This window comes from Pseudoalteromonas sp. OANN1, assembly GCF_024124685.1.
Classification (GTDB): Bacteria; Pseudomonadota; Gammaproteobacteria; order Enterobacterales; family Alteromonadaceae; genus Pseudoalteromonas; species Pseudoalteromonas piscicida.
Window position 1 is genome coordinate 1 of sequence record NZ_JAMXSE010000026.1, and the last position, 13,866, is coordinate 13,866.

At 42.7% G+C, this 13,866-nt stretch carries 14 protein-coding genes; 9 read left to right on the forward strand and 5 right to left on the reverse strand.

Going from position 1 to position 13,866, the window contains the following annotated elements; genetic code table 11:
* The 3 genes from NH462_RS18615 to NH462_RS18625 all read left to right on the forward strand — a co-directional run.
* The coding region (locus NH462_RS18615; protein WP_253107150.1) for an IS110 family transposase at positions 1–601 on the forward strand (601 nt) is incomplete at its 5' end.
* A 572-nt stretch (positions 602–1,173) separates the two neighbouring features.
* Entirely contained in the window at positions 1,174–2,373 is a 1,200-nt protein-coding gene (locus NH462_RS18620; RefSeq protein ID WP_253107152.1) for an RsmB/NOP family class I SAM-dependent RNA methyltransferase, read from the forward strand.
* Positions 2,374–2,381: 8 nt separating this feature from the next.
* Positions 2,382–2,633: a DUF2999 family protein gene (locus NH462_RS18625; protein WP_039496508.1), complete on the forward strand. Its 252-nt coding sequence runs from the start codon at positions 2,382–2,384 to the stop codon at positions 2,631–2,633.
* 67 nt (positions 2,634–2,700) lie between these two features.
* On the opposite strand, the gene NH462_RS18630 is transcribed toward NH462_RS18625, so the two are convergent.
* Entirely contained in the window at positions 2,701–3,123 is a 423-nt protein-coding gene (locus tag NH462_RS18630) for a hypothetical protein (RefSeq protein WP_253107262.1), read from the reverse strand.
* 386 nt (positions 3,124–3,509) lie between these two features.
* On the reverse strand, positions 3,510–4,499 hold the full coding sequence (locus tag NH462_RS18640; RefSeq protein WP_253107154.1) for a hypothetical protein: 990 nt from the start codon (positions 4,497–4,499) through the stop codon (positions 3,510–3,512).
* A 140-nt stretch (positions 4,500–4,639) separates the two neighbouring features.
* On the opposite strand from NH462_RS18640, the gene NH462_RS18645 reads away from it, so the two are divergent.
* Positions 4,640–5,524, forward strand: coding sequence for a DMT family transporter (locus tag NH462_RS18645; protein WP_253107156.1), 885 nt, complete (start codon positions 4,640–4,642; stop codon positions 5,522–5,524).
* A 171-nt stretch (positions 5,525–5,695) separates the two neighbouring features.
* Here NH462_RS18645 and NH462_RS18650 read toward each other — a convergent pair whose 3' ends face one another.
* The gene (locus NH462_RS18650; protein WP_010369948.1) at positions 5,696–6,919 is read right to left on the reverse strand and encodes a NupC/NupG family nucleoside CNT transporter; all 1,224 of its coding nucleotides are present in this window, start codon (positions 6,917–6,919) and stop codon (positions 5,696–5,698) included.
* A 12-nt stretch (positions 6,920–6,931) separates the two neighbouring features.
* Positions 6,932–7,561 (reverse strand): uridine kinase, encoded by a 630-nt coding sequence (udk, locus tag NH462_RS18655; RefSeq protein WP_010603723.1) that lies wholly within the window; start codon positions 7,559–7,561, stop codon positions 6,932–6,934.
* Positions 7,562–7,869: 308 nt separating this feature from the next.
* On the opposite strand from udk, the gene NH462_RS18660 reads away from it, so the two are divergent.
* The 5 genes from NH462_RS18660 (at position 7,870) to NH462_RS18680 (ending at position 12,940) form a co-directional block, all read left to right on the forward strand.
* Positions 7,870–9,081, forward strand: coding sequence for a phosphopentomutase (locus NH462_RS18660; protein ID WP_010369944.1), 1,212 nt, complete (start codon positions 7,870–7,872; stop codon positions 9,079–9,081).
* A gap of 14 nt (positions 9,082–9,095) precedes the next feature.
* Entirely contained in the window at positions 9,096–9,797 is a 702-nt protein-coding gene (deoD, locus tag NH462_RS18665; RefSeq protein WP_253107157.1) for a purine-nucleoside phosphorylase, read from the forward strand.
* A 460-nt stretch (positions 9,798–10,257) separates the two neighbouring features.
* Positions 10,258–11,223, forward strand: coding sequence for a hypothetical protein (locus tag NH462_RS18670; protein WP_253107158.1), 966 nt, complete (start codon positions 10,258–10,260; stop codon positions 11,221–11,223).
* Between the two features lie 69 nt (positions 11,224–11,292).
* Positions 11,293–12,033 carry a ferredoxin--NADP reductase gene (locus NH462_RS18675; RefSeq protein WP_253107159.1) on the forward strand — a complete coding sequence of 247 codons (741 nt, stop codon included), beginning with the start codon at positions 11,293–11,295 and terminating at the stop codon, positions 12,031–12,033.
* 4 nt (positions 12,034–12,037) lie between these two features.
* On the forward strand, positions 12,038–12,940 hold the full coding sequence (locus NH462_RS18680; RefSeq protein ID WP_253107160.1) for a hypothetical protein: 903 nt from the start codon (positions 12,038–12,040) through the stop codon (positions 12,938–12,940).
* Here NH462_RS18680 and NH462_RS18685 read toward each other — a convergent pair.
* The gene (locus NH462_RS18685; RefSeq protein WP_010369934.1) at positions 12,918–13,796 is read right to left on the reverse strand and encodes a tetratricopeptide repeat protein; all 879 of its coding nucleotides are present in this window, start codon (positions 13,794–13,796) and stop codon (positions 12,918–12,920) included. The two genes, NH462_RS18680 and NH462_RS18685, sit on opposite strands and share 23 nt — an antisense overlap.
* Positions 13,797–13,866 lie beyond the last annotated feature (70 nt).

Here is a 13,866-nt window from a genome sequence, read left to right on the forward strand (position 1 = left end):
TCAAATTCGAGGTTTGCTACTTGAGTACGGCATTGCCATTACTAAAGGTATCGAAAATGTTCGCAAAGAAGTGGCTGCTTTGTTAGGTGAGGAGCGAGTATTGACCGCGAGCTTTAAACAAGTGCTTAGCCAACTCTATAAACTCCTACAAGTGCTTGATGAAAGTATTGAAACGTACAATCAACAGATAAAAGAGCAAGTTAAAAACAATGAGATATGCGTCAATTTACAGAGTATTCCGGGCATAGGGCCAATAGTTGCAAGTAGTTACTTTAACGAAGTGGGTAATGGTAGTGGTTATACAAAAGGGCGAGATGTTTCAGCCTCATTAGGTCTCGTGCCCAAGCAACGTAGTACGGGTGGAAAATCAGTTTTGCTCGGGATAAGTAAGCGTGGTAATCGATATTTGAGATGTTTACTTATTCAAGGGGCTAAATCGGTTGTATCGAGAGCAAAGTATAAAACAGACCAACTGAGTCTTTGGATAAATCGACTTGTACAAACGCGAGGGCATAATAAAGCCTGTGTCGCTTATGCCAATAAAATGGCTAGAGTGGCCTGGGCAATTACAGTATCAAAAGAGGCATATCAAGCAAGATAAGTAGATTTCTTTCACCGAATTGCGAAAGTGACTGAAGTAGATGACATAACAGGTCAAACCGGCATATTGAAAACCTGTCGAGCTCAGGGGTAGCTAAATACCGATAACCTGATTAGGGCAATATGCGCGATTTACATCTAGGTCAGAGTTTCAAATAAAACTCATTAACAGACCGTATATATGACAGCAATCCTGTCCCTGTTATTTACTAAAGAAACCTTGCAATAAGGGAGGAGACCATATATGAGCTGCGGATAATTAATGTCTTTCTAGCAGCCAGTTTTAGCGCTAACTGCGTTGAATTCACTTCCAATAGCCAGCTATTGGTGCGTAAATTCGCCTTGTTTTCCCTAAAACTCTCTGGCTAGACAAGGAAATAATTTAATATTATTTTAAAAACAATGAGTTAGTTCATTTCTTATCCAAACCTCAGGTTAAATAAGCTAATAGCTGTGGGGCTTACTATATTTGCCCCACAACTTTTAAGATTCTTGCCAAAGATCATAAACTCCAATTGAAGCCCTTTGGTATGCGCGCTAAAATAGTGTTTTAGCAATAATCGAGACCATATCGTGTCTGTAACTCGCTCGTTAGTCCAAACTCTGTCTGAGTGCATTGAACATGTGCTAGATACTTCTCTTCATGCCGATAAAGCATTAACTCAATTACTACAGAACAACCCTCAGTGGAACCTTGATGAAAGGCAGTATGTGGTGAGCAATTATTACCATATCTTCCGCTTTAAACGGTTACTGGCTTACCTACTTGAGCATGAAGAAATGCCGCTAGATGGCTTTGGCTACTGGTTAACTTGCCAAGTCGTTACAGCGCAGCCGCTTCCAGAGTGGGTGGATACCGAGCGTTATAATCTGGAAAAGCTGCAAAGCTTAATTGAGCAGGCGCCTCAAGCCGTTCGTTTATCTTTACCTGATTGGTTAAACGAGGTCGCGCATGAGCAACTGGGTGAGCAGTGGCCAGCGGTTGCATCCGCGCTAAATCAAAGTGCTCAACAATATTTGCGAGTCAATAGCCTAAAAAGCGATATTGCGACAGTAATAGAGTCCCTAGCAAAAGAAGGGATCAAGGTTTCACAGATTGCGCTTGATTCTCATGTCGCGCTAAAAGTAGAGTCCAATAGCCATCTGTTCCGCTCTCAAGCATTTCAGTCTGGTTGGTTTGAAATGCAAGATGCAGGTTCTCAGCAAATAGTGCCTTTTTTAGAAATACAGCCCGGCCATAAAGTGGTTGATGCCTGTGCAGGCGCTGGTGGCAAGAGCTTACATATAGCTGCGCTAATGGAGAATAAAGGTCGCTTGTTGTCTATGGACATCCATGAACATAAGCTTGAAACACTAAAACAACGAGCGAAACGTGCAGGTGTGCATGTTGCTGAAACGCGCGTTATTCAAAACAATAAAACCATTAAGCGCCAAAAAGAGAAGTTTGATCGCGTGCTATTGGATGTGCCTTGCTCTGGTCTTGGTGTATTAAAGCGGAATCCAGATGCAAAGTGGCACTTGAATTCGCAAAATTTAGACACACTTATTGCTTTGCAAACCGATATTCTGGCGCGTTACAGTCAAATGTGTAAGGTGGGCGGCAAACTGGTGTATGCAACTTGCTCCATTCTTCCTTCTGAAAATGAGCAGCAGGTTGAACGCTTTTTGGCAAATAACCCCAATTGGCAGCTAGAAGACTCACTACGTTTACTTCCAGGAGTAAATTCAGAATTTGACGGTTTTTACGCCGCACGATTAGTAAAAAATAGTTAGGAAACAAGATGAACCCAATCATTGCATTACTTAAAGAGCACAATATTTCGGATGAACAGATCCAAGCGGTATTTACCCAGCTGACTGAAAATCCAATGATGGCGATGGCGACTATTCAGCAACTCGGTATTCCACCCGAAAAACTTCAACAGTTGATGGCTTTGGTAATGCAAAATCCTGCACTGATCAAAGAAGCAGTTAACGAATTAGGTCTTGATTTTGAAAAGGTTGAGGCTGCAAAAGCACAGCTAAAACAGTAGTATTAATGGCTATGCCCTAGACAAGCTCAGACTTGTCTAGGGCATAGCTAAATAATTCACATGCAGATCAAATCTTGTGAGTAAAACCACTGTATACCCCAAATAAAAATGTAAGAATTGCCGAAAATAGTGTCGAGCCTATCGCGTAGGCAAGTATTGCCTTACCCCAATTTTTCCACTTTATTAGCTCATTTTCCGCCATTTTATAGTTAAGTATTATGCTGTACAAACCAGAAAATAAGAGCGAAAAAATTGCGTAAAGCTGCTCGGCGAAGATACCCAGCATTAGTGGAATTGAGAATATCAGTATGCTTAGGGTTAGAATGAGTAGGTGTCCTATAGCGTACTCCAGCATTGTGTAGGGCGCAGAACGATACACTAGCTTAGAGGATAATCCGAGTAAGAATGCCAGAATAAAGACGCGATAAATGTGCGTTGCTTCATATAGTGCGATTTCAGATTGCCATTTGAGCTGCTCTTTCGATTCCAAAAGTTGACTGCTGGATATGAAGCTGATTTCAAGTAGGTGCGAGGCAAGCACGATCACGGTGAGTAGAATAAAACTAAACTTGAAGGGATTACCAAAGCGACTTCTCTGTCCATTTAAGTATCCAAGAATGGTCTTAAAAGGTCGAAGTAATAATCCAAAAAGCAATTTAAAAAAGGGGGACTCGAGTTCAAGCAGTGCGCTTTGAAGCAAAATGCGTAAGTGTTTAAAGGTCAATCTCGACGCTTTTTTCTGTCCGCAACCTGAGCAGTACTCGCCAACAAGTTGAGTGTGGCAATTTAAACAGTGCGATTGATTGTCAAAATTTGAGTGTTCCATAGATGTATTTATTATTTTTTCTTATCGACGAATGCTACCTTTTTTTGTCTCTAATAATCAAACAATATAGGTGTTAAGGCCCACTTTTCCAATACCCCATCTGAACTTATCGTCGTAAGCACATTACTATCGGAGATGTGTACATCATAAACGGTGCTGCCCAGATTCAGTTGTGCTATTGGCCAACTGACAATTTCTTTTCCCAACGTTAATTCCCATAGCGAAATATATCCCTTGGAAGAGGTGGTTAGCAGAAACTTGTCGTTAGCGACGAACTGTGCACTTCGAAAAAACTTGAAGCGCTGAGGATAGGATAGAGATAACACTGCTTGACCTGTGCGCGTATCAATGAATTTTTGGTCTTGCAGGGCGTCTGATACGAACAGCCAGTTTTCATTTTGCGATAATGCCAAACTGGTAATACGATGAGGCAGCTCATAATCTACAGTGACTTCTTTACTAGTTAACTCAAGCTTTTTAGCGTGACCGTCTAAAGAGGCCGAGTAGAGCGAGGTCAAGTTACGATTAAAAATCAAATGTGTAATGCTGCTTTCATGAAGGTTTATTCTGGTGATGATTTGCTCATCTAAACTCAAAAGTAGTATGCTGCCGTCATTGTAGCCAAGGACGATAAACTGCTCGTCGCTGGACCACAGGGCTTTGGTAACGCGGATAAACGAGTCAAACCCAGGTAATGGATAACTGACAACTTCGTTTGAGTGCAATTGCCAGATGTTGAGTTGGGTGTCCGAAATACTCAGAATACTGCGCTTGCTCGGCGCTATTAAAGCGTCACGAAAAGTAAGTTGGTATTTACTTCCTTCGATTTGTCTAATCAGCTGTTGGCTTTGGTTATCCCATACTTGTAGTAAATGATCGTTAATGAGTAGTAAGGTTAGCGCAGCGTCACTAGAAAGTTGGGCGAGGCTAACCGGCAACTGAGTCAATTGTATTTGCTCTGTTGGCGCTAGAGTTTGCCTTTTGCTACATCCTGTGAGGATAATCAAAGCGACTATCATTGTGTAAAAAGCGAGTCTCATTCCATACCTTAAGTTTTAGCTTTTCCCTCTTTCTCAAAGAAAGTTAAACACTTCCTAATGACAGTACCAAAAATGGCTTGTGCTGTATTTATATATCGGCGTAAGGTAAAGCTTCATTAATATTAACCTTGGAGTATGTAGTGAAAGGGTTTCTTGGTTTAGTGTTACTTGCCGCAATTTGGGGTGGCTCATTTTTATTTATGAAGGTGGCTGCCGGTGTCCTTGGTCCTGCTGTACTCATTGAATTTAGAGTCTTATTTGGTGCGCTAACGCTCGCCGCGGTTGCTTTAGTATTAAAGCGCAATTTACATTTTTGGCAGTACAAAAAGCACTTTCTAATCCTCGGACTGTTTAACTCAGCGTTACCTTTTATGTTATTTGCTTATGCAGTGCAAACGCTTGATGCTTCTATGCTCTCAATTTTAAATTCAACCGCGCCATTTTGGGGTGTGTTAATCAGTGTGTTTTGGCTAAAAGTGCCGACTCAAAAGTCGGTGTGGCTAGGTTGTGGATCTGGGATTGCAGGTGTTATCACGCTAGTTGGGTTGGATAGCACCGTATTGAACGAAGGTGCATGGTTACCTATTATTGCAACGCTGTGTGCGACTCTGAGCTATGCAGTGGCCTCTCATTACACCAAAACGGCACCAAAAATGAGCGCATTTAATCATGCCCATGGTAACTTATGGGGCTCTGCCCTATTGGTATTGCCTTTTATTTGGTTTATGCCAATGAGAGAAACGCCTGACTCTACAGTGATAAGTGCAGTAGTTGGACTTGGCATATTATGCACGGGTTTTGCCTATATTCTCTATTTTAAATTAGTCGAGGATCTTGGCGCTGCGTCTGCTTTATCCGTTACCTTTTTAATTCCAGTGTTTGGGATTTTATGGGGGCATCTTTTTTTGCAAGAGCAAATCGGTGCTAACACAATCCTTGGCAGTATTTTAGTCTTGCTTGGAGTCAGCCTAGTAACTGGGTTACAAGAAAAGATATTTCCACCAAAAGCGATGAAGGAGCTGTAGGTGAGAGGTGCTGGTCACTTAACATGGTGCTGTCAAAAAAGCGTTTCTCAGAAACGATAAAAGGGCCTAAAAGGCCCTTTGGTGAAGTATCGTTCAAGTTAGTGTGGTCACTTTAACCCCTTAAAGCAACCAACCAATTGTTTTGCAACTGCGGCTTATCTCAATAAGTTTCTAAGCTAGCGAGAGGAAGAAACCTGCAATTGCTGCACTCATGAGGTTAGCCATAGACCCTGCTAACACTGCTCTGAGCCCTAGGCGAGCGATATCCTTTCTACGACTTGGGGCCATACCACCAAGTCCGCCTAGTAAGATGGCAATCGACGATAAGTTAGCAAATCCACATAAAGCAAATGTGACAATCGCTTGAGTGTGCGTGCTCAACGTATCGCGATAATTCATATAATCTAGGTAGGCAACAAACTCGTTAACCACCAATTTTTGGCCGATAAAACTACCTGCCGTCACGGCTTCCGACCAAGGTACCCCAAGTAGCCAAGCAACAGGGGCAAAGACGTAGCCTAAAATTTCTTGTAGCGTCAGTGTTGGGTAATCAAAAATTCCACCAATACTGCCTAGTAGACCGTTTAGTAGCGCAATAAGTGCCACAAACGCAAGTAGCATCGCACCTACGTTCAGTGCTAAGTGCATACCGCTTGATGCACCAGATGCTGCAGCATCAATTACGTTTACTGGTTTATCATCACCACTATCTACATCAGATAGATTTTCGTGTGGCTTCTCGGTTTCTGGCACAATCATTTTTGCCATTAAGAAGCCACCCGGGGCTGCCATAAAGCTCGCGGCAATGAGATATTTAAGCTCAACACCAATCGCCACATAGCCCGCCATAACGGAGCCTGCCACCGTCGCCAAACCGCCAACCATAACTGCAAACAACTCTGATTGCGTCATTTTTGGAATAAACGGTTTTACGATCAAAGGGGCTTCCGTTTGACCGACAAAAATATTTGCCGTAGCTGAAAGCGACTCTGGTCGTGACGTTTGTAGCAGCTTTTGCAAGCCACCACCTAAAATTTTAATGATCCAGTTCATGATACCAAGGTGATACAACACAGCAACGAGTGCTGAGAAGAACACGATCACTGGTAACACCTGAATCGCAAAGATAAACCCTAGCGAGTCTTGTTTGGCTAATGGCCCGAACAAGAAACCGATACCGTCGTTAGCATAGCTAATCACTTTGGCAACCGCGCTAGACATTGAAGCTAATACATTTTTGCCCGCTTCAATAAAGAGTACAAAGCCACCAATAAGGACTTGCAATAAAAATGCAACGCCTACGGTACGCTTATTAATAGCACTGCGATTTGTTGAACACGCAAATGCTACGCCTAGGAGCATCATCATGCCCACTAAGCTCATAATTGTTGTCATGCCAATTTCCCGTTATTCTTGTAGCAAATATTTTATTTTACTTTTAATAATATCAATCGCAACGCGATTCATACCGCCACGGGTCACAACCAAGTCGGCATTATGCTTGGATGGCTCGATAAACTGATAAAACATCGGTCTTACCGTCGCCTGATATTGTTCTACCACAGATGACAGACTTCTTCCTCTGTGCTCTATATCTCTTTGCATGCGACGCAGCAAACAAATATCCAAAGGTGTATCAATGAACACCTTGATATCAAACTCTTCACTTAATGCAGGATCGCTCAGTAGTAATATACCCTCAACGATTAGTATCTTAGCAGGGTTTACTATTCGGGTTTTATCACTACGTGTATGCTGTCCGTAATCGTAGGTAGGAACCTCTACGGATTCACCTAGGCGAAGCTTAGTTAAATGCTCGCGTAACAACTCGTGTTCAAACGCATCAGGATGATCATAATTCGTTTGAGTACGATGCTCTATAGGTAAATGCGATTGATCTTTATAATAGGCGTCCTCTTCGATTACCGCGATAGTGCCTGAGGCAAGCTCATTTACTAATTCGTTGTAGATCGTTTGACTAAAAAGAGACTTACCAGACGCAGATGCGCCAGCTATGGCTATAATAGTTCGTGTCACTAAAGTTCACACCCAGCAGTTGTTTATGTTGGAAGATCACAATAGCAAAAAAGACACGATTAATCTCTTTTGCCTCGCTTAATGAGCAAATTTAACGGGTTTGGCGGACTCAAAACAGGACTTATGTCCGCTTAAGGGCGACAGAGCTAAATTAGCAAGATCGCAGCTTTTCGTGAATTTTGTGACTATTTTATGACAGCGGACTTATGTCCTGTACGATTTTTTTAACCAAACATAAAGTAACCAACGCTTAAGGTAACCATGTATTTAAGAATAAATAACAGCCTGAGCAGTATAGAGAGGTATCTATGGCAAGAGCAATCATTTTAATGGCGGATAGCCTAGGCATTGGCGCAGCACCGGACGCAGAAAAGTTTGGAGACGTAGGCGCTAATACTCTCGCTCATTTATTGCAGGCGTATAAAGAAGAAAAAGGACAAGCGTTAGACTTACCTAATCTTTCTAAACTAGGCCTTATTGCAGCATGTGAAGCTGCAGGTAAAGAAACTTGCGCTGTGGCGCAAACCATAGAACCAAGTGCTGCTTGGGGATATGCAAAAGAATTATCGAGTGGTAAAGACACACCGTCTGGCCACTGGGAAATGGCAGGGGTGCCAGTATTGTTTGAGTGGGGTTACTTCCCAAATACTAACCCATGTTTCCCACAAGAATTTATAGATGAATTGTGCAAACGTGCAGACATCCCTGGCATTTTGGGTAACTGTTACGCATCGGGCACAACGATTTTAGAACAGCTGGGTGAAGAACACGTGCAAAGCGGTAAGCCGATTTGTTACACCTCAGTTGATAGCGTCTTTCAAATAGCCGCTCATGAACAATCGTTCGGACTTGACAAGCTTTATCAAGTATGTGAAATCGCACGGGCACTGCTTGATGAAATGAATATAGGACGAGTGATTGCGCGGCCATTTATAGGCACTTCAAGTGCCGACTTTATTCGTACAGGTAATCGCCGAGACTATTCGGTATTACCACCTTCGCCGACTGTGCTAGATAAGCTAGCCAATGACGGTGGCGAAGTAATTAGTATTGGTAAAATTGCAGATATTTATGCGCATCAAGGGATCACGCAAAAGCATAAAGCGCCTGGTCTTTTGAATCTGCTAGCGAAGACAAGCGAAGTGATGGAGACAGCGCCAGACCATAGCCTTATCTTCACCAACTTAGTTGACTTCGATGAAAAGTTTGGTCACCGCAGAAATGCAGTGGGATATGCAGAAGCACTTGCTGAATTTGACGCATTTTTACCGGAAATTATTGCCAAACTAAAAGCTGGCGATTTGCTTTTAGTGACTGCCGACCACGGTTGTGACCCAACCGCAGAAGGTACAGATCATACGCGAGAGTACGTGCCCGTATTGGCATATACACCGGGTATGAACAATACTCCGTTAGGAGAGAGACAAAGTTTTGCTGACATAGGTCAAACGCTTGCCCAGTGGTTTGATTTAGATGCAACGCAGTACGGTGAAGGCTTTAAGGCCGAGATAAAAGCCTAACTAAAGGAAACAATATGAGCACTCCACACATTAGCGCAAAGCCAGGTGATTTTGCAGAAACGGTATTAATGCCGGGCGATCCACTAAGAGCAAAATACATTGCTGAAAACTTTTTGGAAGATGCTCGTCAGGTAACTGACGTTCGCAACATGTTTGGTTTTACTGGTACTTACAATGGTAAGCCAGTGAGCATCATGGGTTCAGGCATGGGTATTCCATCTATGTCAATCTACGCTCGTGAGCTTATTGTTAGCTTTGGTGTTAAGAACCTGATCCGCATCGGTACATGTGGTGGTATTAGTCAAGACATCAAGATCCGCGATGTGATCTTTGCGCAAGGCGCGAGCACAGACTCAAATGTGAATCGTGCTCGTGTACGTGGCTATGACTTCGCTGCAATTGCTGATTTTGGTTTGTTAGAAAATGGCGTAAACGCTGCTCGCCGTTTAGGTATTGAAGCAAAAGTTGGTAATGTTTTCACTACAGATACTTTCTATCAAGCCGATGGTGAATTTTATAAAGAATTAGACAAGCTAGGCGTCATGGCTGTTGATATGGAAACAGCTGGTTTATATGGCGTAGCGGCTGAATATGGCGCCAAATCGATGGCACTATTCACAGTAAGTGACCATGTTATTACTGGTGAAGCAACGCCGCCAGAAGAGCGTCAAAGCACGTTCAATGAAATGGTTAAAATAGCGCTAGAGTCAATTTAATACAATTTAAAAAAGTTCCTTGGTAACGTAATCGCAGAGTTTTGGAGACACGCCTAAAACAACGCGAATCACACCCAAAAAAGCCGCTTGAAGCGGCTTTTTTTTTGATCTTTGTCCATCCAAAATTCCTTCGACTAGGGCCTGTTTATCTTTCAAGTTTGTTTTTGCAGCAGTTTGGTTGGTATTTATACAAGGCAGAGCCTGCGTAGCATAGTTGTTCTATGTGAGTCAGGCGATAACAAAGTAGAAATGCCAATCAAGCGCTGCCCTTTGGGTTCACCTGAGTGCGCTTTGTTCATTGTTGCTCAACTTTTGCCTAGATTACTAGGCGGCAAGTTGAGCGCCGCTACCAAAACACACTCAGGAGAACAAAAGTCAAACAGCAAAGGTCAAAAGGCCCTAGTTTACACTACATAAAGGTGGTAGAGTTTTTCTAATGATAAGGTATTGGTATTGAGCGATGACGATTTTTGTTCTGGGCTTTTTAGCGTTGATGGCGAATGCAGAAGTTGACTTAAATGAATTTGAGTCGCTGGTCAAAAATTCGCCTGGTGAAGCGCTTAAGGTATACCAAAACGCGATTGCTCAGGAAGATCTTCCGGTTCAAGATTTATATCAACTTCATTATCAAGCGATTAGAGCAAGTGCCAGCACATTCAATAACGCCATTTTTATTAAGGCACTAGATACGCTTAAAGCACCACCCTTCAAGACTTTTGCGGACCAAGATAAGGCGAAAATTCTGACTAATATAGGTGTAGGCTATCGTCGTCGTAATCAAAATGAGCAAGCGATTTGGCATTATCGATGTGCTATGAATGCTTCAGTCAGCTCCCAGCACAAGTCTGCATTAAAAGTGAATATAGCAATTGCCTATACTCGGATTGGTCAGCCAGCTGTCGGATATAACCTTTTAAAAAGTGTGGATCAAGAACGGTTGCCAAATTTTATGCAAGCAGGGCTGTTAACTGCACTTGGTAATGCAACCTTTGCAAAAGGAGAGGCTGATGAAGCACTTAGCTATTTTATTAACGCGGCGACCCATTACGCAAAAGATGACAACTATAGAGCCGTGAAACAAGTGTCAATCAATAGTCTTGGGATATACGTACTCAACTCTGACTTCTCCAGCTATCACAAAGCGCTTGCTAATATTGCTGCGGAACCTGCCCTAATAGAAGATAATCAGCATTACCTTGGTTGGTTGCGGGAGTTGGTACAACAGCTAGAGCAAAACAAACAAGCCTTAACCGTGTCGACAACAATGAAAGCCTATTCGCTTGGCGCTGCGAATGCAGGATATGCGTCCATGGTGAATGCGCATATCGACAAGTTTAATCTGTCGCTGCCGAAAGTCACTTCACAGATTATCGTCAGAGATCCGCTTCCAGTTGAATTAGGAAAAACCTGGTGCCCGAAACTTTGACAAAGCCAATTTTTTTGCCATGGTTATGTTATCGTTAAATAAATACGGCTTGTGAGTTTTGGAGAAATAATGTCGCAATGGGTAAAAGGAGAAATCGTCGAAATCACACATTGGACGCCCACATTATTCAGTATCAGATTTAAAGTGGATATCGCACCGTTTAAGGCTGGTCAATATACTAAATTGAGTTTGCAACAAGGGGAAAAGCGCATCGCGCGAGCATATTCTTTTGTAAACGCGCCGTCAGAACCAATTCATGAAGTCTTGTTAGTTGAAGTGCCCGATGGCAACCTTTCAGTGCCTTTACATCAGCTACAAGTCGGTGATGAGCTCAATGTAGCTTACCAAGCAAACGGTTTTTTTATACTAGATGAACTACCACCTTGCGATACGCTTTGGATGATAAGTACAGGTACGGCGGTTGGCCCATTTTTGTCTATGCTCAGAGAAGGTGACGTGTGGCAGAGGGTTAAACAGGTGATCCTTATTCATGGTGTGCGCCTAAATGCAGATTTGTGTTACCATGAAGAGCTTGAGCAGTTGCAACAACAAAGAGATGGCTTTACTTATGTGCCGCTTGTTACACGGGAACAGCCTGAAAACGGTTGCCAAGGCCGTGTCACTGAACTGATCGAAAACAAGCAATTATTAACCTACCTAGGCTATAAGCAGTTTCCGGATAATAGTCATTTTATGCTTTGTGGTAACCCCGAAATGGTGAAAGAGCTAAGTGCTCAGTTGCAGAGTATGGGGTACGAACGCCATAGGCGAGCCAAGCCCGGGCAGATCACCGTTGAGCAATATTGGTGATCCTATGCAGGCTCGTGTTATGTATCTCTTATGCTTATTATTGCTGGTAACCGCGAATACTGTTTCTGCAGAGCCAAAGGTCATTAGGGTCGTGGACGCAGCAGAAGAAAATGGCACGCCGCAGAATCAATATTTTTTGTCAGTCTTGCGCTTAGCTTTAGATAAGTCACGAGAGCAATATGGCGAGTACTGGATAGAGCCGATTGATTTACCAATTAATCAATCACGGCAATTTAAGGAATTGCTAAAGCACAATGTCGATGTATTCTGGACGGTCTCAACAGCCGCTAGAGACACTCAAGCAAAGCCAGTGGCCATTCCCATAGCGTTTGGCAGTTTTGGTATAAGGGCACTGGCAATGAACGTGGCCGACAGCGGCAAGCTGAATGTGCATTTATCATTAGCTGAGCTACAAAAGTTCAACGTTGTCTTGGGGCAGGACTGGCCTGACGTTCAGATTTTTGAAAAAGCGGGTTTTACGGTAGAGAAATATGTTGATGGGTTGGCAGTTTACAGAGTGCTTGCAAATAGCGCTGGTAAAATTTTTCCACGAGGTGTCATTGAAGTCGTTCCTGAGCTTAAGGCGTTTGATAACAAGCAAGTGACTTATGGTGAGAAAAACCTGCTACTCTACCCTTCAATGGTGTACTTCTATGTCCGTAAAGACGATATTAAACTGCATAAACGTCTGGAATATGGTTTAGCGCAAGCATTTGCAGACGGCTCTTTGGCTGCACTTTTCTACGATAGTAATATGATGGTTGAGCTGAAAAAACACTTTAATTTGCAAGGGGCTACAATCCATCAAATTGAAAATCCGTTGGTTATCTCTAAAAAGCAGCTCGACGTGATTACACAATTACAAATCGAGCTGCTAAAACAACTTAACTATTCACCAGCTCGTTAAAGCTCTGGTTATCTGCAAGACTTGCAAACGCTGGCTCGTGTTGTAACTCGTTCTTTAAGTTAGGCGCATATTCTAAAGCCATACGGATGTCGGCCATCGCATCTGCATGCTTATATAGCATGGAGTAAGCACACGCGCGCTGCCAATAGGCATAGCCATAGTCACTGTCAATTTCTAATGCTTGATTACACAAAGCAATTGCAGTGTTGGTTTGACCAAGCTCTAATAACGCATCGGCTTTGTAGGCAATCGCCTCAACATCTTCCGGTTTGCGATTTAGGATCTCATCGTAAATTTCAATTTTAGAATTCATGTCACTCTCAAGATTTGCCCGCATCCACAGAGAGTGTACTTCATTCGTTATAGATATTTTCTTCTGGTTATTGAGGATTTCCTCAGAACGTTCGCGTAATTTCTCTTCAATAACCTGAAGGCGCTTTTCATATTCGTCGGTGATCGTGCCAACGCGCAGGCTAACGATATCTTCTACTTTACTCTTAATATCTCTAAAAGAAGTCCAACCAACGACAACTAAGATAGACGCAGCTGCTGTGATCAAAAAGAGCACATTATTGATGGTATCTGTGGTGTAGGTAATTGCGCGATCTGCAGTATCTAGCTGAGAGTGGCTGATTTTTTTCTCTATATCAGCTCGTAAGCGCATTTGATCTTCTCTGACTGCTCTTAATTCATCAAGAATATAACGCTCAATTAAGGGCCTATACATGGGCTCTTGTAATTGTGATAAAGCTTGTTGTTGTTGGTTTTCTGTCGGCTTTTTTGACGTTGCCTGTTCATTCGCCATGCTCGTAAAACTACAAGCGACGAGAAGGATAAATAGTACTATGCTTTTCATATTGATGTTCTTGAAACTTTATATTCTTAATATGGTGCATGAGTTAAGGTGGAATTGCAAAAAGCGGAGA